This window comes from Corynebacterium mendelii, from assembly GCF_017307055.1.
Lineage (GTDB): Bacteria > Actinomycetota > Actinomycetes > Mycobacteriales > Mycobacteriaceae > Corynebacterium > Corynebacterium mendelii.
Genome location: NZ_JAFLEQ010000016.1, coordinates 364,608 through 386,939 on the forward strand (window position 1 = coordinate 364,608; position 22,332 = coordinate 386,939).

Here is a 22,332-nt window from a genome sequence, read left to right on the forward strand (position 1 = left end):
ACCGCCCGGGGGGATGGGGGCGATCATCCGCGGTGTGCACCGCGGCAGGCCCCACCACCTGACTGCACACAATCTTTCAAGGAGAAATACACCCCATGTCTGAACTGCTCAACACCTACTTCGATGAAATCACCGCCCTTCTGGGCAAGATCCGCGAAGAAGAACTGCCCAAGATTGAAAAGGCAGCCGACACCATCGCCGACAAAGTCATTGCCGGCGGCCGTATCTTCGCCTTCGGTGCCTCCCACTCGTCGCTGCCGGTACAAGACATTGTCTACCGCGCCGGTGGCCTGATGCTGATCAACCCGCTCTACGGACCCGGCATCGAAGCCCTGACCACCCGCCCGACCACCCTCGGCTCGCAGATGGAGCAGATGCCCGGCTACGGCGAGGTGCTGTTCAACAACAGCCCGCTGAAGGAAGGCGACGTGCTCATCGACGTCTCGGTGTCCGGCCGCAACGCCGTCCCGGTGGAACTGGCCCGCGCCGCCAAGGCCGCCGGTGTGTTCGTGGTGGCTTTGACCAGCATGAAATACACCAGCGCCGTTGATTCCCGGGTCCCGGACGGCACCAAGCTGCTCGACCACGCCGATGTCGTTCTCGACAACAAAGTCGATCCCGGTGACGCGGTGCTCTCCCTGGAAGGCATCCCGCAGAAGTTCACCCCGGCTTCCGGTGTCACCTCCACCGCCATGCTGCACAGCATGTCCGCCGCCATCATCGAGAAACTGCTCGAAAAGGGCTTCTCGGCACCGGTGTTCCTGGCCGCCAACTTGGACGGTGGCGCCGAATGGAACGCCAAGCACATGGCCGAAAACAAAGACCGCATTTTCTACCTGAACTAACCCGGCCGCTCCTGCCATCCTGTCCCGGGTCCCACCAGCGGTCGAACCCGGGGCAGGGGCGGGACACAGAAAACATCCCGCCGCAGCACGACTGCTGTGGCGGATGACATAACACCCACATACAGACGGCGGGGACGTGTTTTCTTCCCTTTCCCTTGTCATCCCGCCGTTTGTGTGTCTCCCACGACTTTTCCGCCGGAACCCTCCCATTCTGATCCCCCGGTAACCGGCATTCCCGCGTTGTTTGGTTTTCTTTTCAGACAGTCGCGGCCATGCCGGTCAGCAGATGGGCGGCGGGGTTCGCCCGCAGGGCTTTCAACCCCGCCGGTGACTGGACAAGGCGGAAGTTCTCCCCCCAGATTTTCCCATTCCCTCACCCGTCCCCGGTAGCCACCACAGACGGTGGCGACAACTTGCGCCGGTTAACAGCGGCGGGTGAAACCACAATCCAAGGAGTCTTTCACATGAGAGCACGTTCCTTAAAGAAGACGGCCGTCACTGTGGCCTGCGCTGCATTGGTTGTTCCGCTTGCCCCGGCAGCCAACGCGTCCTCCTTCTTTGGTTCATCTGCACTTGCCGACCTGTTCAACGCGGTGGCCGGCTCGTCGATGTCGTCGGAAACCTTCTACGATGACAGCCCCGGTGCCCAGGGCAGCACCTTCCTGCCCGGTGGGATTTCCGGAAACAAGAAAAACGGCGACACTCCGCCTCCGGTGGAAATCACCCCAGGGCCGGTCCGCGATGGCTGGCGTCTGGTGCGCGAAGAAACCTTCGACAAAGGTATCAACGACAGCAAGGTGGACTGGGAGGTCCAGAAATTCGGGCCCGGCAACCGCTACTACGTTGATGAGTTCTCCGACGGTGGCAAATACTTCAAGATCCAGGGTGGCGAATACTTCCAGCGTGCCCTCGACAGCTTCCAGCTGCTGCGCAAGTCCGTGCCCTTCGGCGAGGACGGCTGGCTGACCGTGGAGATGGCCGCCCGCTCCCGCGAGAAGACCGGCAAGCCGGACGGTGTTCCGACCCTGCAAGTCAAAAACGGTGAAGCCAAGATGGATGTGCCGTGGGACAACGGCCTGATCATCACCTCCACCAATCCGCTGCCCAGCCAGTACCGCGTCGAGTATGAACTGAAAACCCTCGACTTCGGTGGCAAGGACATTAACGGCGAGTGGAACTACGACGGCAAGATCAACGGCTACCCGTCGAAGACCGAGTGCATGACCAACTTCCCGTGGGTCAGGCTGCGCCAGAACAAAGACGGGTCCTACCCGACGCCGGGCTATGACCAAAACGGCGCCGAGCAGCCCGATCCCTGTGCCAAGCCCTTCGGCGATATCAAGGCCGAAAACGGCTTCTATCTGATGGAGATCGTCGACCACGCCCACCCGGCACCGCACAACAACATCTTCATCCACTCCCACCGCAAGGTCGGCATGGACATCTACTCGGTCAATGGTGGTTGGGCCAAGGCCTACTGGGGCTGCGACCCGTCCAACGGCAAATTGAAGCCCTACGCCGACACCAACGGCCACGGCATCAATGAGATCTTCTTCGACGGTTCGGTGTGGCGCGATCCCTCCTTCGCCTACAACGAGTTCGTCATGCCCACCCCCTGCGGTATCTTCCACGGTGACGAGCGCAATCACGATAACCAGCTGCAGACTATTGTCTCTGCCGCCGAGATTCAGCCGCATGTCATGCCGAACGAGACCTACAAGTTCGCCATCGAGCGCACCGACAAGGGCTACGTCCAGGAGATGACCGGTAATTTCCGTTATGTCGGTCAGCGCACCTACCGCTTCTTCCGCCCGTTCATCAACAATGACGGTCGGGCGATCTGGCACTACAACCAGACCCCCGAAGAGTACGACGGCCGTTTCAACAACACCCTGAAGTTCAAGGGGCCGCACGGCGAGTTCGAGAAGGAAATGTGGCCTTCCGACTCGGCCTACCCGGACAACTTCATCATCGGCCTGCCGCACATCAACTACTACACTGGTTCGGCAACCGTCGACAACATCCGGCTCTACGTTCCGGAAGACAAGAAGTAGTTTGTCTGCCCGCTTGATTCGGTCATCACATACGCGGTGACCGGTCAAGCTGCGCGATCGACTGTTGCTAAAACCGCACACACTGGCCCGCCGGGACCGTGGAATCCACGATCCGGGCGGGCCAGTGGTGTTGTTAAGGGGAATGGAACCCGGGTGGTTATTTCCCACAAGCAGCGCACAGCATGGTGTCGACCACGTCTTTGCCGGAAAGGCGTGCTTCTAGGCCCGGCCGATTTCTCCGAGAGCAGCCAACGCCTGTTCTGTTTCGTAGGAGCCGGTCAGGCCATTGCCGTCGATGCAAGCGACGGTGAGTCCATCGAACAGACAGCCGGGATCCGGGTCGGGGACGCCCGACATGAATTCGAATACCTTCCACAGCGAGACCGTTGTCCACACCGCCGCCAGCGGTACCCGGTTGCCGTCGTCATCGACAGCGACCGCCACATCGACACCGTCATCCAATTCAGCCCACAAATCGCTAAGCAGCTGGCCAGTATCCGGCGCCCATCCACGCACCACTGCGGTAGCCGAGGCAGCTTGGTGCCACAGTGTTCTCACGCCTGCTGCAATCGCGCTGACCGGACCCCCGCCATCGCCGGGGTCGGCGGTGATCTGGGTGCCGGGGGACAAAGCGATCCCACCGGCGGTGACGACTGTGACCTGCTGCAGCCCCGTGGTCATGGCGATCTCGGCGAGTGTCAGGTTGATCAACGGCTCACCATCGACGGTGACTGCCGACAACGGCACGCCATCGTTGGTTCGCGGTCCCTCCGCCAAAACGATGACATCGAGTCCGGGGATGATACTGCGTGTATCCGCCATAACCGCCCTTTCGGTTTTTGGTGTCCTTTAGCCGGGGTACCGGCTTGCGGTATTCCAGGCTACCCGGGGCAAGTGCAGCCGTACTAGGAGCCTGTCGACCCGGACAAGGCGGGGCGCAGGTTACGCACCGTATCGCCCAGCGGCCGGCTGACCGCTGACCGTGCCCCGATCATCCGGTGACAGGGCACCCAGCGGCAGTCCGGGCCGCCGACAGCCCCGCCGAAATACCGGTACCAGATCTCGGTGGCGCCGATCGCATCAGAGACTGAGTCGAACATGTGGCATTCGTTGAGCCTGCGGTCAACAGCCGCGATATAGAGGTCGATCTCTTGCTGCGCATAACCGCGGGCGGCAAGATCCCGGGTCATCTCGCCATGGTTTCCCCATGCCCAGTTGCGGTGTGCGGGATCACCGTCCCAGACAAAAGTCGGGTATTCCCGGAAAACAGCCACATGGCAGTCCAATGCGCCTGCTTCGTCGATCAGCTGCGTAATCGGCGGCTCATCGGCACCTGGCTGCGGGGCCGCTGCGGCTTGTGGCAGGCCGAACACCATAGCTGCCGCGCCTACCGCCGCCGCTAGTGCTCTGCCTGCCTTGATCGAAACACCCATTGCACCTTGATCTTTCGCGGTTGATGTGTAATGGGAGGAGACCACGATGATTCTACAGTTAACTTTTGCCTGTGGCGTAGCTGGTGCAGTCTCGCCGGGTTATCCGCCGGTGGTGGGAGCCGCAAATACCTTGGCAGCGGCCGGATGGCGAAAAGTGACGGCGATCGCGGTCAGTGCGGGGCACAGGTGGAATGGTCCCGGGGGGCAAGCAGCCGCTGGTGTCGGGGTGGTACAGGATGGGTTGTTCCCGGCGGTGCGGCGGCCCACGTGGCTTTCCGCGGTGTGGGGGGTGTGGCCTTTTACGGGGAAGATCTCAGGCAGCATGAAGGCGTGTCACAGCAAGACCGGTTGACCCTTTTGTGGTGCACCCGGATACAGGCGTTCGCATATTTACCGGGAAGGAAGGCGCGGACATGTGTTTTTGCCGGCGGGGTGCAAGGGGTATCCGGTGCCGGATATGGGGGTGTTTTTCCCGGGGGGCTGTGAACCGTAAAAGGTGCTGAATCTCACCGTGTGAGGGGGAGTCGAAGGCTATTATCGCGTGATAAATTTTGGTTGAACATACATCAACAGGTGTTTTCCTGTCCGGGACGATCCCGTTTTACCCCCTGGGAGGACGCAGCTATGGCAGCGACGACAGCCGGCGGCACACAGGCCGCCTATCTTCAACCGCACCGCCGCGAGTTCGTCAAGAAATGGGCGGCCCCGCTGATCGCGATGGGTGAGTTCATCGACGGCTATGACCTGGTGGTCATCGGCGTGGCGATGGTGTTCCTCAAGCCGCACTTCGGTCTGAGTGCATCAGCCACCGGCGGATTGCTGGCGATCTCATTTATCGGCACCGCCGTCGGACTGATCTTCTTCGGTGACATCGCCGACCGCATCGGGCGAAAAAAGGTCTTCGCGGTTAACCTGTGGATTTTCATCATCACCGCGGTGCTGGCCGCCTTCATCACCCAGGTGTGGATGATCTATGTGATGCGCTTTTTGATCGGCCTGGCCGTCGGCATGGACTTGTCGACCTCGGCGGCGTATCTGGCCGAAATCGCCCCGAAACAGCGGCGCGGGCGGGTGGTCGGCGCGTTGCTGAACACCTCTTTGGTGTTGGGATCGATTTTCTCGATCGTGTTGGCCCTGGTGCTGCAGGAAGTGGTTCCCGCCTCCCACCAGGACTGGATCTGGCGGGGACTGTTCCTGTTCGCTGCGGTACCGGCGGCCCTGGTGCTCTACGGGCGGCAGTTTTTGCCCGAGTCCCCCCGCTGGCTGATGCAGGTCGGCCGGGTCAAAGAAGCCGAGCAGATTCTTCAGGTCCTCGGCCTGGACCGCGAGTACGCGGAGGTGCGCAGCGCCAGCGAACAGGAAGGCGTGAAAACCAAGCGGGAATACAAAAAGCTGCTGCAGCCGGAAACCCGCAAACGCATTATCGCCACCACCCTGTTTTTCATGGGCAACACCTTCGGCGGGCCGGTGGTGTCGCTGTTGGGGCCGATCATTTTCCAGCGCGCCGGCATCGAGGTGAAATACAACCTGGAGATCACCCTGGCCGCCTACATTGTGGCCCTGGTCGCACTGCTGTTGGGATCGACTCTGATCGACAAGATCAACAAGCGGGTGCTGGGCATGAGTTCCACCTTCGTGCTGGCTTGTGCGGCCTTCAGCCTGGCGATGTGGGGCGATGACAACCACACGGTGCTGTTCGTCTCCTTTGTGGTGTGGACCTTCGCCACCTGGATTGGACCCGGACTGTTGTGCCTGATCTGGACCGTTGAGTCCTACCCGACAGAGCTGCGTGGTTTCGGCAACGGCTTCACCCAGTCACTGGCGCGGGTGATCTCCGCGACCTCGGCGGCCCTTGTTCCGGTGTGGCTGGCACAACACAGCATGCGGGCACTGTTCCCCTTCGTCATCACCTATCTGCTGATGTTCGTGCTGGTGCTGTTCAACCCGTGGATGGGCAACTCCAATGCGTCGCTTGAGGAGGCCTCCGGCCAGGTTCCCGGCGGGCAGGACAAGTAGCCAGACCACACCCTTGTGTGGTTGTCGCCCAGCCGGCAGCAGCCGGCTGGGGCGGACACCGTGGCACCGGGCAGTCAACCACTGCCGGTTGCCACGGTGTCTTGTTGTCTGTTGTTGGGGCCTTGGTCCGTGCACCGCGGTGTAAGGCCAAAAAGGGGAGTGACTGTTTTTACGGTTGCGGCAAAAAGCTCGGGGCCGCCGTGTCGGTCATGGCGGCCCCGGGGGATTGGTGTGGGTGGTGTTAGGCGCGGGTGCCGTCGTGGCAGACGGCATCGGTGACATAGGTTTTGTCATCCGGCAGAGCTTTGCGCGGCGGGTGAATTTGTCCGCGGCCCATTACAGCGCGGTCAAAAGCACGGTCACAGGCGGTCTCATGCCTGGTGAACCAGTCGTTGAGGCCATCAGCCAATGCTGCCACGGTGCGCTGGTAGCCGGGATCGTCAACGAGGTTTATCTGCTCGTCCGGGTCGTCGATGAGATCATAGAGTTCCCGTGGCTGCCCGCCGGAGCGGTCGATGAATTTGAAACGGTTGTCGCGGATCATGCGGCCGCCGCCGTATTCGTCATATACGACCACGGAATCAGAGCCATCCCCCGGGCGGGAGCCGTCGATGAGACCTGCGATCGATTCACCGGCCCGCAGCGGATCGTCCGGAGGGGTGATTCCCGCCAGCTCACAGACGGTGGGGAAGAAGCTGGTAGCAGAGACATGGTCGGTGATCCGGCGGGCTGTTTTCTGCCCGGGCAGGCGCACAGCAAACGGCACGCGCACGGAGTTTTCGAAAAAGTTCAGCGGCCAGGTTCCGTTGCCTTTGCCCCAGATGCCGTGTTGGCCGCAGGAAAAACCGTTGTCGGACATGAATACCACCACGGTGTTGTCGGCGAAGCCGTGCTCGTCGAGTTTGTCCAGCAGCCGTCCCACCGAACGGTCAACACCGCTTAAAGCGGCGGCGTAGCCGGTCAGATACGGCAGCGGATCGGCGAAGGCCTTGTCAAAATCGTTGTAGACCTTCGTCCATGGGTGCGGCCGGGGGCGGTCAATGGAATCGAATGTGCATCCGTCGTAGAGATCGTAAAGCTCTTGCGGATGGTTGTTGATCCAGGGATCGTGGGGGGCGGTGAAGTTGACCTGCAGATAAAACGGCTGCGCCTGTCCGGCGGCGGCGTCGGTGGCGTGGTGCTGCTGCGCCTGGAGATCGAGGAAACGCTCAGCCTCGTCGGTGACCGCATCGGTGAAATAGCGCGGCTCTTCGACCTTGTGTCCGTCGCGGTCCCACACCGGGGCGTTGTAGTAGGGGCCGCCACCCAACCGGTGGGCGTACCAGTAGTCGAAACCGGGGGCCGGCCAGCGGGAGGTGCCGATATGCCACTTGCCGGACATGGCGCAGGTGTAGCCGTTGTGGTGGAGGGTTTCCGGCAGGTTGAACAGGCCGCCGAGAAAATTGTCCTCGGTGGCGTCGGGGTGGCGTTCGCCGACCAGCCAGTCATGCACCCCGTGGGCCGACGGCATGCGGCCGGTGAGCAGTGATGCCCGGGCCGGGGAACACACCGGGGAAGCGCAGTAGAAATTGTCGAAGGTGGATCCGGTGTCCACCAGATTGGCGATGGTGGGCATCACCAATTCGGCAGTTATGTGGGGCATCGCCCACGGACCTTGGTCATCGGTGAGCACAACCAGAAAATTCGGGCGTGGCGCTGTGTCCGGCATACGCAAAACACTCCTTGGCGTGGGTATGGTGGGCGGTTGCAAGACCGCCGGAACAGGGTATGGAATTGTGTGCGGGAGAAAATCCCGGAAAAAAGTCCGCCGTGGTTTCCTCCGCTGGCGACCACCCCACCATTAAGCTGGGGGATGCCCCGGTCAGCGGGTCCGCCGCGACCCGGTTGTCCGGTGGCGCCGGACACTGCTGCGACAGCTGTCGCCGAGGAACACCGAAGCGTGCCGCTGCGGGGAAAAGGAGGCCCACTGGTGGCCAGAGCAACACGACGCGATGTCGCCCAGTTGGCGGGGGTGTCGCTAGCCACTGTGTCCCATGTGATGAACGGCAGGGCCGAGGAACTGGGTTTTTCCCCGGCGACCGCGGACAAGGTTCGCAAAGCGGCTGATGCCCTGGGCTATATTCCACGGGCCTCGGCGAGATCGTTTCGCTACCAGTCCTCGAAAGTGGTGGCCCTGGTCACCGGTCGACTGCCCGACTCGCTGCGTCTGCCGGTCTACAACGAAGTGCTGCTGGCCGCGGTGGAGACCGCCCGCGATCGGGGATACTTCATCCTGCCGGTGATGGTGCCCCCGGAGGCGGATGATCCTGCCGGTATGCTGCGCGAGATCCTGTCGACGGTGGAGATTGCGGGACTGGTTGTTGAAGCGCGTGACCACCTGGTGCCCCTGGGGGCGTTGTTTGACGCCGCCGATATTCCCGTCGCATGGCTGGCGACAACCAGACCACCCGATAACCTGGGAGGGGTTGTTACCGTCGGTTGCGATGACACCGCCGGTGTCGCCGAGATGCTGCGCGGGATCGACACCGGGGGCAGCGCTACGGCTGTGTTTGTCACCGGCCCCGGCGACCACGGAAACCGGGCCGACGCGTTTTTCGACCGGTTTCCCGCGGCGGAGACAATCACGGCGGCCAACTGGTTGGCCGACGGGGGCTACGCCGCGGCCAACCGGCGGCTGTCCGGCAGCCGGGAACAGGACATGGTGTTTTGCGCCAACGATTTTCTGGCTGCGGGATACCTGTCGGCATGCGCCGAACGGGAGATCGGGGTTCCCGGCCAGGTGCAAATTTTCGGCTTCGGCGACCACGGTGCGGTCATCGGCGCACCACTGGCGATCAGTTCAGTGGCTTGGCCGCTGGCACAGATCAGTTCCCTCGCGGTGACGCGGGTCATCGATGCAGTCGACAAGCCCGCAGCCCCCGCAGGGGTGATCACCGTCACGTCATCGGCCAGGCCCCGGTCCACGACACGTCCGGTGGGATAGGTGCTGACGGCGGGTGTGAAGCTGCACTGTTGAGTTTTACGGGTTCGGGCGGGGAAGCGGGGTGCGGAAATCGTCGCCCCACCGGCCTGCGCCCACCCCAATATTATTACGAAATAACACCGGATGGGAACAGGTGTGTTCTCCCGTGCGGCACCGTGGCGGCTCCCACGAATCCCATCTGTGTCGGGGTGCCGGTCATGGCGGTGGGGCATCCGTGACGCGGTCAGCCCGCCGCCGTCCGGTGGGATGCCCGTAACTTGGGTGGGGAACCTGCGTGCTGCTCCCACCGGCTACCGTTGAGGGTGGTCCGGGGTGGTCGGCTCATGGGCGTGGTACCGGCCGGAACAGGCCGGGCTGGTGCCGCGCGGATCTCCCGGTCAGCGTTCGCCGGGTCCTTTGAGTTTGATGATGTCGAATTCGCCGTCCCTGAGGTGCTGGCGCAAGTCTTTTTTGTCGAATTTATCGACCGAGGTTTTGTCGATCCGGTCGACAAAAGTCCAGTATTCCGGCAGCATCCAGCCGGGCAGGCTGCGGTTTTTCAGATGGTCGCGAAGCCGGGCCGCCGTTTCTTCGGTGGTGGCGACGCCGGGAAGAACCACCGTCACCGCCAGGGGGCGCTCCCCCCATTTGTCGTCCGGGTAGCCGATGACGGCAGCCTCAACAACATCGGGGTGCTCCATGACGAGGTTTTCCAGCGGCACCGAATAAATCCATTCGCCCCCGGAGCGGATGACATCGCGTTTGCGGTCCTCGATGGTCAAAAAGCCATCCCGCGAGACTGAACCGACATCGCCAGTTTTCAGCCACCCGTCGTCGGTGAACTTTTCTTCCGCATCGTCGACATCCGCCCCGCGGAAACGGTGGGCGGCCCCGCCTTCCTCCTGGGTGTCCGGATGCCAGTAGGAGGCCGTCACCCAGTTGCCGCGGACCTGGATTTCCCCCTGGTTGCGGTCGGTTCCGGTGACCTCTTCACCGTCGGAGACCACCCGGTACTGCATTGAAGCCGGGAAACGCCCCTGGCTGATGCGGTAGGACCAGCGGGTCTCGCCGCCCGCCCCGGAGGGCGGCCGGGCAACGGTGCCGATGGGGGAGGTCTCTGTCATCCCCCAGATGTGGATGACGTCCACACCGTAGTGTTCCTCCCACATTTTGATCAGGATCGGCGGGGCGGGGGAGCCGCCGACGAAAATCTCCTGCAGGCTCATCCGCTCCGGGGGATGCTCCAGATAATGGACCATCAGTGAAATCCACAGGGTGGGCACCCCGTTGGCCACCCGGGGATGGGTGTCTTTGATGATGCGGGCAAGTCCCTGCGGGGACACATCGGATCCGGGGAAGACCAGGGGCGCGCCGCACATGAACGCCGCCACCGGAACCCCCCAGCTCAAGACATGGTAGATCGGCACACAGCACAAAAACTTCTGCCCGTGGCTGACGGCGAAGGAATCGGTGGTGCGCAGCCCCAGGGCATGCAGGTAGATCGACCGGTGGGAATAGGCCACGCCCTTCGGCGCGCCGGTGGTGCCGGTGGAATAGCAGATCGAAGCGGCCTCGGTCTCGGCGATCACCGGCCAGTCATAGCTGGTGGATTGCCCATCCAGCAGCTGCTCGTAGGCGAGGATGTCCACCGCCGGCAGGGTGTCGGAAAGCCCGGTGCCACCGACACTGAACCCGGTGACGATCACCGTGTGCACCTGCGGGCAGTGGGGGACCACCCGCAGCAGAATCGGGGCAAGTTTCGGGTCGGCGACAAGCACCCGGGAGCCGGAATGGTTGATGATGTGGATGATCTGGTCATCCATCAGCTGCTTGTTCAACGGCACAAACACCAGCCCCGAACACATGGTGGCAAACATTGTCTCCAGCTGTTCGGTGCAGTTGAACATCAGGGTCGCCACCCGGTCGTCGTCCCGGGCGCCGATGACGTCGTGGAGCGCATGCGCCAACGCCGCCGCGCGGGCGCCGATCTCGGCGAAGGTGGTGGTGTCCAATTCGCCGCGGGAATAACTGGTCACTGTCGTCGAACCGTGCACAGTCCGGCCGTAGTCGAGGATCCGGGCGACATTGAGCGGAATATCCGGCATGGTGGATTCCATGGGAGTCCATGGTAGACCACCCAAACAGGGCCGGGGCATCCCAGGTGCACCACCGGATGGGTGCCGCGGCGTGGGGCGCCCGGCACGGCATGTGGGGTAACGGCGTTTAAAAAAGCCCTGTCAGATCCCTGCCGGTGGGGTGGGGGATCCGACTAGAATGGCTTTCCGGCCACAAACATGCCGTGATGTGCCGTGGTGCGGCAGCCGTGCATGTTTGCTTGCCTGTCAACACAGACCGTTACCCGGAAAGGTGTCCGCCATGTCCCCCACCAGCAGCACAACCCCCCGCGCAGCAGTGGCGGTCGATGTCGGGGGAACCGCCATCAAAACCGCGGTGGTCACCCTGGACGGGCAGGTGGCCCACCGGGCGCAGCGGCCCACCCCGCAGAATGACCCGCAGGCCGTCATCGACCAGATCGCCGCTTCGATTGAGGAGCTGACCGGACTGGTGGAGGCGGGGCAGATCAGTGGTGTCGCCCCCGGTGAGCTGACCGACACTGTCGGGGTGTGTGTGCCCGGCATCGTCGACGAGGACAACGGTATCGGGGTGTGGTCGGTCAACCTCGGGTGGGAGAATCTGCCGGTGGCGCAGAAAGTCCGGGAACTCACCGGCCGGCCGGTGGTGGTCGGCCATGATGTGAAAAGCGGGGCGATCGGCGAATACACCTGGGGTGAGCTGGGGGCTGACGGGGTCAAAGACGGGTTCTATATTGCCGTTGGCACAGGCATTTATCTGGTGACCCTCCTCAACGGCACGCCACTGGGTCCCCACCCGTGGACCGGGGAAGTCGGCCAGCTTCCCATCCCCGATCCGGACAATCCCGGTGGGATGACCATCGCCGAACAGGTGTGTTCGGCAGCCGGCATGGCCAACCGGATGCACCGGGCTGATCCGGTCGCCTGTCCGGCAGGATCCGGGGCGAAAGAAGTCTTCGACCTGGCGGCTGCCGGCAACGCCACCGCGGCGCGCATCATCGACGAGGGCCTGGATGTGCTGGCCTCGGCAATCGGCAATGCCGTTGCCCTTGTCGGCCCGCTGCCCTTTGTTATCGGCGGCGGCCTGTGCCTTGCGGGCGACGCGTTTTTCGGCCCGCTCAAAGACAAGGTGAAAGTACTCACCGCCAACGGGCCGGGTCAGCCCGCACTGCTTCCGGCCTGCTGCGGCAACCTGTCGCAGGCCCTGGGCTGTGCCGCCCGGGCTTTCCGGGCCGACGGCGTGCAACCGCTGCCGCCGCTGCGGGATCACCGGCCCGGCCGGTGACATGAGGTGAACCGGCCGGGAAAACAAGGCGGGACAAGGGCGGGGGGCAGGTTTGTCCCGCGCGCACCCGGTCCACCACAGCCCTGAGGTCACGGCCTGGTTTCCGTCTGCTGCGACCCGCCGAAACCGGTCCTGTTGGCGTGGCCGGGTGCTGGTGCGCTAAACTTTGTTGCGGATACGGCGCCCACCCGGTTTTTCTCAACCATCACCGGGTCCGGCGGCGGCAGGCACACTCTGTGTGCCGGGCAAGGGGATACGGAAAACACCGCACTGGATGCGGTCGACCGTGTGCCCGCAGCATGCCGACGCCGCCCACGGTGCCGGATGAATCCACCACGACGCCCCGAAAAGCCCGGTTTTTCCCGGAGCATGAAAAGGCGCCCACCCCTTCAAACGACGTGTGTGTCCGCGGTTTTTGTCATTCGCGGACAACCGGCACAACCACCTGTTGCTCTTTCCCGGGACGATCCCGGGTCGGCCACCGATGGTGCTGGGGTGCTGCGCAGTCACCGGAAGAGACCGATTCGTTTTCTTTCGGGGCCGTCACCCAGGCTCCGCCCTTGGCCGCACACCGGCGCCGGAACACCATTTCGTGCCGCCCCGTGCACCACCGGTGGATCAACAACCAACTGTCCGGTAGTTACCCGGCATGTCATTTGTTCCCCCCGCACCACACGCGGTGGGGTGCTGACCTGTGGTCCGCCCCCCATCCCACAATGACCGTGTGCGCAGGGTGCAGCGGCACCTGCCGGATACCCGCCGGGCCTGTGCGGCGGCTCACCACCCTTCAGTGGTTCGCCGTGTGACACACAACCACCAACCGACACGAATTTTTCAACGCAAAAATCCGTCCGCGGTCCATCCCCGCGCACCACCGGCTGCAACAAACCGGCCGACGGTGCCGCGCGGTCGCGGGGTTGTTCCCCTTGAAAAAATTGAGGGAAAGACAACCCCCTGACCTGCACCAGCCCCCGGGCCGGTCGCGGGAGGGACATGGGCCGCTTGCCGGGAGCCGGTGGGCCACCACCGGTGGGTGACAACCCGGCGCCACACCACAAGCGCCGGGGACAACACACACCAGGCCAATAAGGCGCATGGACTTGACCGAACTGAGACCGTGCCCCGGGTGCTTGGCCGACGCATAACTTTGTGCACCCACCGATCCGGGCCGTGACCGCCACGGTGACGCGATGAAAGGACATCAGTGACCAACGCCAACCAGCAAGACCTGGCCAAACTGCGCATCCCCGAGCTGCGCAAGATGGCGCAGGAAAAAGGTATCCGGGGAATCTCCGGGAAGCGGAAAAGCGAACTGATCGACATGATCATCGCCGGTCCTGCCGCCGGTGATTCCGCGCCCCGCCGCACCCGCAGAAGGGTGGCCACCGGCGGTGCCATCACCCCCGAGCACCAGGACGGGGCAGACACACGCAATTCCGACAGCACCGAGCCGACCGAGAAAAACACCTCCCGGAAAGGCTCCGGGCGGCGGCGCGGTTCCTCCTCGCGCGGTGACAGCGACCAGGCGTCCGGCCAGTCGCGGGCAGGCAACGGCCGCGGCGACAACGACAACCGCGGCGAGGACGGCGACAACGACGCCGAAAACACCCCCAACCGCCGGGGACGCGGCAAAAACGACCGCGGCGACAACGATTCCGGCTCCAACCGCCGGGGACGGGGCAAAAACGACCGCGGCGACGCTGACGGCAACAGCAACCGGCGCAACCGCGGCGATGACTCCGACCAGGGCAAAAACCGCGGAAACAACAACGACAGCGGCAACCAGGACAACGGGGACACCGACGACGACGGCCACACCCGCTACGAGTCACGCTCGGCGGCCCGCCGGGCACGCCGCAACCGCCAGCGCAACCAGACGAAAAACCGCCGCGGCAGCAACGGCGGCGGAAACAACAATTCCGGCAACAGCAATTCGGGCAACAACAATGACGACGGCAACGGCCGCCGGGGCCGGCGCGGGCGCCGCGACCGGCAGCGCCGCGGCCGGGACGGCGGCAACAACAACAGCAATCCGCTGGAAATCCGCGACGACGACGTGTTGCAGGCGGTCGGCGGCATTGTCGACATCATCGACGGCAACGTCGCGTTTTTGCGCACCACCGGCTACCACGCGGGTGGCTCTGATGTGTTCATCCCCAACCAGCTGATCAAAAAAACCGGTCTGCGGGCCGGCGATGCTGTCACCGGCCAGGTCAAAGCACCGCGTGAAGGCCAGCCGCTGCCCACCCACGGCACCGGCCGCAACCGCGGAAAATACAATTCGCTGGTGCGGGTCGACACCATCAACGGCACACAGCCCGACGAAGCGGCCAAGCGCCCGGAGTTTTCCAAGCTCACCCCGCTCTACCCCAACCAGCGGCTGCGCCTGGAAACCGATCCGAAGATCCTCACCACCCGTGTCATCGACCTGATCATGCCGATCGGCAAAGGCCAGCGCGCCCTGATCGTCTCCCCGCCGAAAGCCGGCAAGACGACGATCCTGCAGAACATCGCCAACGCCATCGCCACCAACAACCCCGAGTGCTACCTGATGGTGGTGCTGGTCGACGAGCGGCCCGAAGAGGTCACCGACATGCAGCGCAGCGTGCGCGGCGAAGTGATCGCCTCTACCTTCGACCGCCCGCCGAACGAGCACACAGCTGTCGCGGAACTGGCCATCGAACGGGCCAAGAGGCTGGTCGAACAGGGCCAGGACGTGGTGGTGCTGCTCGATTCGATCACCCGCCTGGGCCGCGCCTACAACAACAGCTCACCCGCCTCGGGCCGGATCCTCTCCGGTGGTGTCGACTCCAACGCCCTCTACCCGCCGAAGCGTTTCTTAGGTGCCGCCCGCAACATCGAAAACGGTGGTTCACTGACCATCATCGCCACCGCCATGGTGGAGACCGGGTCGGCCGGTGACACGGTGATCTTCGAGGAGTTCAAGGGCACCGGCAACGCCGAGCTGAAACTGGACCGCAAAATCTCCGAGCGCCGCGTGTTCCCGGCTGTCGACGTCAACCCGTCGGGTACCCGCAAAGATGATCTGCTGCTGCCGGCCGAAGAGGCCCGCGTCATGCACAAGCTGCGCCGTATTCTGTCCGCGCTGGACAACCAGCAGGCCATTGATCTGCTCATCAAACAGCTGAAGAAGACCCGTTCCAACGGTGAATTCCTCACGCAGATCGCCTCCTCGTCGACAATGGCGGCGGTCGAAACAGAGGAGGAGTACTCCTAACACATGTCTGACCAGGTATCAGCGGTCGACGACATTCTCTCCGAATACCAGGGCCTGGAAGCCCAGCTTGCCGATCCGGAACTGCACAACGACCAGGCGCGCGCCCGCAAAGTGGGCAAACGCTACTCGCAGCTGCAGCCGATCATCAAGGTGCACACCGAACTGGAAGCCACGGAAGACGATCTCGCCGCCGCGAAAGAAATGGGCCGGGAAGACCCGGAGTTTGCCGCCGAAGCCGAGAAACTCGACAAACGGCGCATCGAACTGGAAGAGGAACTGGCTGATCTTCTGGCCCCCCGCGATCCGCACGACGCCGACGATGTCGTCATGGAGATCAAATCCGGGGCCGGCGGGGAAGAAGCCGCCCTGTTCGCCGGGGAGCTGGCACGCATGTACCAGCGCTACGCCGACAAACACGGCTTCGTCACCGAAATCCTGGGACTGTCGGAATCGGATTTGGGTGGCGTGAAAGACATGACCATGTCGATTCGCGCGAAAAACCCCTCCCGAGACGGCGCCTGGAGCGTGTTCAAATTCGAAGGCGGCGTCCACCGCGTGCAGCGGGTGCCGGTCACCGAATCCCAGGGACGCATCCAGACCTCGGCCGCAGGTGTTCTGGTCTACCCGGAGCCGGATGAAGTCGAAGCGGTGGAAATCGACGACAAGGACATCCGGGTGGATGTCTACCGGTCCTCCGGCAAGGGCGGCCAGGGAGTCAACACCACCGACTCGGCGGTGCGGATCACCCACCTGCCGACCGGGGTGGTTGTCACCTGCCAGAAGGAACGCTCCCAAATCCAGAACCGGGCACGAGCCATGCAGGTGCTGGCGGCGCGTCTGCAGCAGATGGCCGAGGAGCAGGCCGACCAGGAGGCCGCGGAAGGACGCGCCGCGCAGATCCGCACCATGGACCGTTCGGAGCGCATCCGCACCTACAACTGGCCGGAAAACCGGATCTCCGACCACCGCATCAACTACAAGGCCAACAACCTTGACACGGTGCTCAACGGTGGCCTGGAGGATCTGTTCACCGCGCTGCAGACAGCCGAGCGCAAATCCCGGCTGGAAGCCGAGTAACCTTCCCGCCAACCGGGGCGCAAACCCCCGGCAAAAGCATCCGCCACCCCGTCAATGTCAAGGCAAAAACCTTGATTGTTGGCGGGGTGGCGTGTTATGGCCCCATTCCCGCAGTGGAGTGACCACCACGCAGCCGGACCCCTCCTCCCGGCGGGGCAGCGGGCACAGTGACGGCCCACAGTCCCCACCCGACCATCCCCAAGAAACGGCAGAGATCCCATGACTTTATCCACCGGCCCCACCGTCGACCGGGCCGTGCGCGAGGCCACCGCCCGGCTGGCCGCGGCAGGCTGCCCCTCACCGGCGGTCGATGCCCGCCTGCTGATGGCCCACGCCCTGGGGATTGAACCCGGTGAGCTGTTTTTCAGCCACCACGATCCCGCCCCGGCGCACTACGGCGCACTGGTGGACACACGGGCACAGCGCATCCCGCTGCAGCACATCACAGGTCGCGCCGCCACCAGATACTTCGATGTGGCTGTCGGCCCGGGGGTGTTTGTGCCCCGGCCGGAAACCGATCTTGTCTCCGGGTGGGCGGCAGACGCTGTGTCCCGGTGCACCGCGAAGCATCCGGTGGTGGTCGATTTGTGTACCGGCAGCGCCGTGGTGGCTTTGTCGGTTGCGGTGATGTGCCCGTCAGCGAGGGTCTATGCCGTCGAAATCGACGAACGGGCCGCGAAGTGGGCGGAAAAAAACATTGCCGCGATTTGCCCCTCGGTGACACTGGTGCGCGCCGATGCCACCGATCCATCCATAGTCACCGGTGCGGACGGGCCGCTGGCCGGGCTTGCCGGGAAGGTTGACTGTGTGGTCTCCAATCCGCCCTATGTGCCGGAAACCACCCCGGTCGACCCGGAGGTGGCCGCCGACCCGCATCAGGCGGTGTTCGCCGGCGATGACGGCATGGCTGTGATCACCCCCATGGCCGGGGTGATCGCGAAGCTTTTGCGCTCCGGTGGGGTCACAGCCATCGAGCACGACGACACCACCGGTGCCGCGGTGGCCGCGGTCCTGGCCGCCGAGGGATCATTTACCCGCATTGCCCAGCACCACGATATGGCCGGACGGGACCGCTTCGTCACGGCGGGTAAGCTGTAGACGCCCCCACCTTTTCGCGCCCTGTTGTTGCCCCGTGGGCGTGCGGCACCCGGTGTTGTTGAAAAAACCGGCCCGCAGCGGGGATAAAGGTGGACCACCGAGAACACTGTCGTTGAAAGGACACCAAGCCCGTGAGCGCCCTGTACCCCTGCCACGACCAGGATAAACGCGCACTCGGCCTGAAAGCCGCCGAAGAAGCGGTCGCCGACGGGCGGCTGGTGGTCATGCCGACCGACACCCTCTACGGGCTGGGCTGTGATGCGTTCAACAATGAGGCGGTGGGCAAGCTTCTGGCGGCCAAACACCGCGGCCCCGACATGCCGGTACCGGTGCTGGTCGGCAGCTGGGACACCATCCGTGGTCTGGTGCGCGAATACTCCCGCCCCACCCGGCTGCTGGTGGAGGCGTTCTGGCCCGGGGGAGTGTCGATCGTCGTCCCGCAGGCCCCCAGCCTGCCGTGGAATCTGGGCAATACCGCAGGCACTGTGATGCTGCGCATGCCGCTGCACCCGGTGGCCATCGAGCTTTTGCGCGCCACCGGGCCGATGGCCGTGTCCAGCGCCAATATTTCCGGCCAACCCCCGGCCACCACCGCAGCCCAGGCCATGGATCAGCTGGGCGAGTCAGCCGCGGTCTATCTTGACGGCGGAGCCTGCCCGGTCGGGGAACCCTCCACGATTGTCGATGTCTCCGGGCCGGTGCCGGCGGTGCTGCGGGAAGGGGCGGTGCCGGCATCGCGTATCGCCGAAGTGCTGGGCACCACACTGGCGGGGATGAACTGACATGGGAACCGGCGCCGCCGGTGTGCCGCTGCGGGAATTGGGCATGGTGCTGCTCGTTGCCCTGTCGGTCACCTATCTGTCCACCGGTGTGATCCGCTGGGCGGTGGTGCGTTCCGGGTGGATCGACCAGCCGCGCAGCCGCGATGTGCACACCCTGCCGCGCCCGCGGCTGGGTGGGGTGGCCATGTTCTCCGGATTTCTGGCCGCGGTGTATCTGGCCGACCAGTTGCCCGCCCTGACCCGCGGATTCAGACCCGTCACCCCGGAGATGGATGCGGTGGTGTGGGCCGGATTCATTATCGTCGTCGTCGGCATCATCGACGATCTGTGGGATTTGGATGCGGTGACCAAACTCATCGGCCAGATGCTGGCCGCGGTGGTCATGAGCGGACTGGGGCTGACCTGGACGATCCTCTACTGGCCCGGCGGGGGCGGGACCACCTTCATTCTCGACCAGTTCACCTCCACCGTGGTCACCGCGTTGATCACCGTCATGCTGATCAACGCCATGAACTTCGTCGACGGACTCGACGGCCTGGCCGCCGGTATCGGCGGGATCGCCGGGCTGTCGATTCTTCTTCTGGCCCTGATTGTGCTGCACGACCAGGGGGGAACAGTCTCCGGGTACCCGCCGGCGATCATTGCCGCGGCCCTGGTGGGAATCTGCGCCGGTTTTCTGCCCCACAACTTTTCCCCGTCCCGGATATTCATGGGCGATTCCGGATCCATGCTGCTGGGGCTGGTGCTGGCGGCCGCCGCGACGTCGTTGACCGGGAAAATCAACCAGTCGCTCTACGGCCCGGCCGACACCCTGACCATGCTGGCGCCGATCCTGGTGGTCTTCGCCGCCCTGTCGGTGCCGCTGATCGACCTGGTGGCCGCAGTGATCAGACGCACCCTGAAAGGCCAGTCGCCGTTCAAAGCCGATGCCATGCACCTGCACCACCGGCTTCTGGCGATCGGGCACACCCACCGCCGGGTGGTGCTGGTCATCTACACCTGGGTGGCGCTGTTTGGAATCGGGGCGGTGTTCTACACCATTATCCCGCGCAAACCCTATGTGGCGCTGTTTGTCGTTGCCGTGTTCATGGCCACCGTCGTCACCATTGGGCCGGTGCTGTTTCGCACCGGGAAAAACCGGGCCGCCGCCTCCCGTGCGGGAAGCCGGGGGAAAAGCCGACGCAGTCAGCCGCGCCGCCGCTGACCGGCCCGCCCGCCCGCCCGGCCGGGGTGCCGATAGTATGTGTGGCTGTGATGACACCTGCGACAAACACCGGCACCAGTTCCTACGACGACCAGACACTGCCGCTGAAAAAAGCCACCCGATCCGGCGCCATCGGGCTGGCGGCCGTGGCCGTGCTCTCCTGTATCGGATGGTATGCCGCCGACGGGATCCCCGGGGCGTGGGGGGCAGGCCTGGGCAGCCTGATCGGCGGGGTGTTCATTCTGGTCACCGTGCTGTTGACGTTGGCCACCGCGGGAAAAACCGCGGCGGTCACCGGTGCGGTTGTGTTGGGCGGCTGGCTGATCAAACTGCTGGTGCTGGTGGCGGTGATGGCCACCCTGCGGCCACTGGACTTCTATTCCCGCCCGGCACTGTTTGCCACCGTCTGTGTGGTTCTGGTGGTGATGCTGGCCGCGGAAACCCGGGCCGTGCTGACAACCCGCACCGTCTACGTCGGAAAGTAACGGCAACCCCGCCGTGGTCCGGTCCCGCGGGGGTGTGGTGCCCCGCGGCCGCGCCCGGACACCAGCCACCCGGCACCCCATGCAAGCGTGCACGCCGCGGGTCCGGTGGCTGTGTGACGGGGGTAAGTTATGTCGGGGGTAGAAAAAAGGGGGAAATGAACGTTTTCGGGGTCGACTGGCACGGTTTGCGCTGCAGTAACCTTGCGGAAATTGGGGGAGAACGTCACCCCCGTCAGCCCGTTGGTGAGCGTATGTGATTAGCGTTACAGGAACCTGATACGTCCAGCTCACGGGGGTAAGTCGGGCAGGCGCCGACAGCACGGGAAAGTCATCGCCGATGTTGCCGGACAATCCCCGGGGGGTCCTGATAGTCTCTTTATGGACCTCGCCTGGGAAGGCGTGTTCCGGATGTCTGGTCCGGCCACGCTGTTTTCCCGGGATAACACGGGTGACGCACTGTTTTCCCTTCGGCCGGTCACGGCCCGGGAACAGGTGCGGCATCTGCCGGGGTCGCTGACCGGTGCGATGACGTGCGACGGAGTTGCGCACCGGGCAGAACAAGTATTCAGACGTCCATCGCACCGCGAACCGGTCCACCAGGAGGACCCGCCGGCACCTGCCCGCGCCACCTGAGACCACGGTTGGTTTCGACACAGGGATTGGCTTTTCGCCGATTGCCTCCAGCCGTGAATCGAAGGGGGAGGGCACATCAGGCCGGTGGACCGCCGGGAGGACAGCCGGGACGCGGCCCGAAACACGGGAGAGAACGCTGAGCGTTTTAACACTGTCCATGAAGGGCGAATTCCATTCCCCGAATCTGGACCACGAATTTTTCCCGGGGTACGTATGCCACGAGCCTGCTGGCGCAGAGTCGTATCACTGCTCAACCGGTGATCACGTCAACCTGTTTTTCAGCCAGTTCGCCGACGGCATTTTCGCCATTGACCGTCTGATGTTCGTCCGCATCCTCATGACGATCCTGCTGGTGCTGTTCTTCATCTTCGCGATGAGGAAACCGCAGATCGTTCCGAAGGGGCTGCAAAACGTCGGTGAATTGTGCATCGACTTCGTGCGCATCCACATCGCGGAAGAAATCCTTGGAAAAAAGGAGGCGCGCCGGTTCATGCCGGTGATCGCCACCATCTTCTTTCTGGTGCTGGTCGGTAACCTGCCATCGGTCATCCCGATGCTGAACGTTTCGCCGAACGCGCGCGTGGGCATGCCACTGACACTTGCCATCCTGTCCTACGTGGTGTTCATCTACGCAGGCGCGAAAAAGCACGGATTCTTCCGTTTCATGAAGGCGTCGGTGGTCATTCCCGGCCTGCCGATCCTTCTGTACCCGTTGGTCATCGTCATCGAGTTTTTCTCGACGTTCGTTCTGAGGCCGGTCACCCTGACCATCCGTCTCATGGCCAACATGCTTGCGGGCCACCTCATCCTCGTTCTGCTGTTTGCCGCCACCAACTTCTTTGTGTGGCAGCTCAACGCATGGACGGTACTGGGTGGCTTCACACTGGTCGCGGCAACCGCTTTCACCCTGTTCGAGCTGCTGGTTATTTTCCTGCAGGCCTACATCTTCGCTCTGCTGAGCGCGGTGTACATCGAGCTGTCCCTCCACGCCGACGAACACTGACCCAACGACAGGCCGCGGGTTTGCCCGCGGCCGGCGGTCACGGTCACGGTCAACTGAATAAACCCCACCACCACTTAAACGCCCGGGCCGGAATACACCCAACCTTATTCCGATGAACCCGGGG

The 22,332-nt window shown here is 63.8% G+C and carries 16 protein-coding genes; 12 read left to right on the plus strand and 4 right to left on the minus strand.

The features are described 5' to 3' along the window. Positions 1–95 precede the first annotated feature (95 nt). Complete coding sequence (locus JZY06_RS09970; protein WP_207279385.1) at positions 96–845, plus strand: sugar isomerase domain-containing protein; 750 nt, start codon at positions 96–98, stop codon at positions 843–845. A 464-nt stretch (positions 846–1,309) separates the two neighbouring features. Beyond that, positions 1,310–2,899, plus strand: coding sequence for a hypothetical protein (locus tag JZY06_RS09975; RefSeq protein ID WP_207279386.1), 1,590 nt, complete (start codon positions 1,310–1,312; stop codon positions 2,897–2,899). A 219-nt stretch (positions 2,900–3,118) separates the two neighbouring features. Here JZY06_RS09975 and JZY06_RS09980 read toward each other — a convergent pair whose 3' ends face one another. Both JZY06_RS09980 and JZY06_RS09985 read right to left on the minus strand, forming a co-directional pair. Continuing rightward, a complete protein-coding gene (locus tag JZY06_RS09980) occupies positions 3,119–3,721 on the minus strand; it encodes an NTP transferase domain-containing protein (protein ID WP_207279387.1) in 603 nt (200 codons plus the stop codon). An 83-nt stretch (positions 3,722–3,804) separates the two neighbouring features. Then, a complete protein-coding gene (locus JZY06_RS09985; RefSeq protein WP_207279388.1) occupies positions 3,805–4,332 on the minus strand; it encodes a hypothetical protein in 528 nt (175 codons plus the stop codon). A gap of 624 nt (positions 4,333–4,956) precedes the next feature. On the opposite strand from JZY06_RS09985, the gene JZY06_RS09990 reads away from it, so the two are divergent. After that, a complete protein-coding gene (locus JZY06_RS09990; protein WP_207279389.1) occupies positions 4,957–6,348 on the plus strand; it encodes an MFS transporter in 1,392 nt (463 codons plus the stop codon). A 241-nt stretch (positions 6,349–6,589) separates the two neighbouring features. On the opposite strand, the gene JZY06_RS09995 is transcribed toward JZY06_RS09990, so the two are convergent. Continuing rightward, the gene (locus JZY06_RS09995; protein WP_207279390.1) at positions 6,590–8,056 is read right to left on the minus strand and encodes a sulfatase-like hydrolase/transferase; all 1,467 of its coding nucleotides are present in this window, start codon (positions 8,054–8,056) and stop codon (positions 6,590–6,592) included. A 261-nt stretch (positions 8,057–8,317) separates the two neighbouring features. Between JZY06_RS09995 and JZY06_RS10000 the strand changes: the two genes are divergently transcribed. Continuing rightward, positions 8,318–9,331 carry a LacI family DNA-binding transcriptional regulator gene (locus tag JZY06_RS10000; RefSeq protein WP_330617260.1) on the plus strand — a complete coding sequence of 338 codons (1,014 nt, stop codon included), beginning with the start codon at positions 8,318–8,320 and terminating at the stop codon, positions 9,329–9,331. Positions 9,332–9,708: 377 nt separating this feature from the next. Here the strand turns inward: JZY06_RS10000 and JZY06_RS10005 are convergent, their stop codons facing one another. Further along, positions 9,709–11,427 (minus strand): long-chain fatty-acid--CoA ligase, encoded by a 1,719-nt coding sequence (locus JZY06_RS10005; RefSeq protein ID WP_207279392.1) that lies wholly within the window; start codon positions 11,425–11,427, stop codon positions 9,709–9,711. Between the two features lie 259 nt (positions 11,428–11,686). Between JZY06_RS10005 and JZY06_RS10010 the strand changes: the two genes are divergently transcribed. The 8 genes from JZY06_RS10010 (at position 11,687) to atpB (ending at position 22,208) form a co-directional block, all read left to right on the plus strand. Next, positions 11,687–12,688 (plus strand): ROK family protein, encoded by a 1,002-nt coding sequence (locus tag JZY06_RS10010; RefSeq protein WP_207279393.1) that lies wholly within the window; start codon positions 11,687–11,689, stop codon positions 12,686–12,688. Positions 12,689–13,892: 1,204 nt separating this feature from the next. Then, a complete protein-coding gene (rho, locus tag JZY06_RS10015) occupies positions 13,893–15,926 on the plus strand; it encodes a transcription termination factor Rho (protein WP_207279394.1) in 2,034 nt (677 codons plus the stop codon). 3 nt (positions 15,927–15,929) lie between these two features. Next, positions 15,930–17,003, plus strand: coding sequence for a peptide chain release factor 1 (gene prfA / locus JZY06_RS10020; protein WP_207279395.1), 1,074 nt, complete (start codon positions 15,930–15,932; stop codon positions 17,001–17,003). Positions 17,004–17,222: 219 nt separating this feature from the next. Further along, positions 17,223–18,101: a peptide chain release factor N(5)-glutamine methyltransferase gene (prmC, locus tag JZY06_RS10025; RefSeq protein WP_207279396.1), complete on the plus strand. Its 879-nt coding sequence runs from the start codon at positions 17,223–17,225 to the stop codon at positions 18,099–18,101. A 131-nt stretch (positions 18,102–18,232) separates the two neighbouring features. Then, on the plus strand, positions 18,233–18,883 hold the full coding sequence (locus JZY06_RS10030) for an L-threonylcarbamoyladenylate synthase (protein WP_207279397.1): 651 nt from the start codon (positions 18,233–18,235) through the stop codon (positions 18,881–18,883). Between the two features lies 1 nt (position 18,884). Then, positions 18,885–20,087 (plus strand): MraY family glycosyltransferase, encoded by a 1,203-nt coding sequence (locus JZY06_RS10035; RefSeq protein WP_207279398.1) that lies wholly within the window; start codon positions 18,885–18,887, stop codon positions 20,085–20,087. A 50-nt stretch (positions 20,088–20,137) separates the two neighbouring features. Then, positions 20,138–20,572, plus strand: coding sequence for a hypothetical protein (locus JZY06_RS10040; RefSeq protein WP_207279399.1), 435 nt, complete (start codon positions 20,138–20,140; stop codon positions 20,570–20,572). Positions 20,573–21,362: 790 nt separating this feature from the next. Beyond that, positions 21,363–22,208 carry a F0F1 ATP synthase subunit A gene (atpB, locus tag JZY06_RS10045; RefSeq protein ID WP_207279400.1) on the plus strand — a complete coding sequence of 282 codons (846 nt, stop codon included), beginning with the start codon at positions 21,363–21,365 and terminating at the stop codon, positions 22,206–22,208. Positions 22,209–22,332 lie beyond the last annotated feature (124 nt).

Excerpts from the sequence above, each read along its gene's own strand:
- JZY06_RS09990 (WP_207279389.1), top strand. The coding sequence starts at position 4,957 with ATGGCAGCGACGACAGCCGGCGGCACACAGGCCGCCTATCTTCAACCG.
- JZY06_RS09975 (WP_207279386.1), top strand. The coding sequence starts at position 1,310 with ATGAGAGCACGTTCCTTAAAGAAGACGGCCGTCACTGTGGCCTGCGCT.
- JZY06_RS09980 (WP_207279387.1), bottom strand. The coding sequence starts at position 3,721 with ATGGCGGATACACGCAGTATCATCCCCGGACTCGATGTCATCGTTTTG.
- atpB (WP_207279400.1), top strand. The coding sequence starts at position 21,363 with ATGAAGGGCGAATTCCATTCCCCGAATCTGGACCACGAATTTTTCCCG.
- JZY06_RS10005 (WP_207279392.1), bottom strand. The coding sequence starts at position 11,427 with ATGGAATCCACCATGCCGGATATTCCGCTCAATGTCGCCCGGATCCTC.
- JZY06_RS10040 (WP_207279399.1), top strand. The coding sequence starts at position 20,138 with ATGACACCTGCGACAAACACCGGCACCAGTTCCTACGACGACCAGACA.
- JZY06_RS09985 (WP_207279388.1), bottom strand. The coding sequence starts at position 4,332 with ATGGGTGTTTCGATCAAGGCAGGCAGAGCACTAGCGGCGGCGGTAGGC.
- JZY06_RS09970 (WP_207279385.1), top strand. The coding sequence starts at position 96 with ATGTCTGAACTGCTCAACACCTACTTCGATGAAATCACCGCCCTTCTG.
- JZY06_RS10010 (WP_207279393.1), top strand. The coding sequence starts at position 11,687 with ATGTCCCCCACCAGCAGCACAACCCCCCGCGCAGCAGTGGCGGTCGAT.
- prmC (WP_207279396.1), top strand. The coding sequence starts at position 17,223 with ATGACTTTATCCACCGGCCCCACCGTCGACCGGGCCGTGCGCGAGGCC.
- JZY06_RS10035 (WP_207279398.1), top strand. The coding sequence starts at position 18,885 with ATGGGAACCGGCGCCGCCGGTGTGCCGCTGCGGGAATTGGGCATGGTG.
- JZY06_RS09995 (WP_207279390.1), bottom strand. The coding sequence starts at position 8,056 with ATGCCGGACACAGCGCCACGCCCGAATTTTCTGGTTGTGCTCACCGAT.
- prfA (WP_207279395.1), top strand. The coding sequence starts at position 15,930 with ATGTCTGACCAGGTATCAGCGGTCGACGACATTCTCTCCGAATACCAG.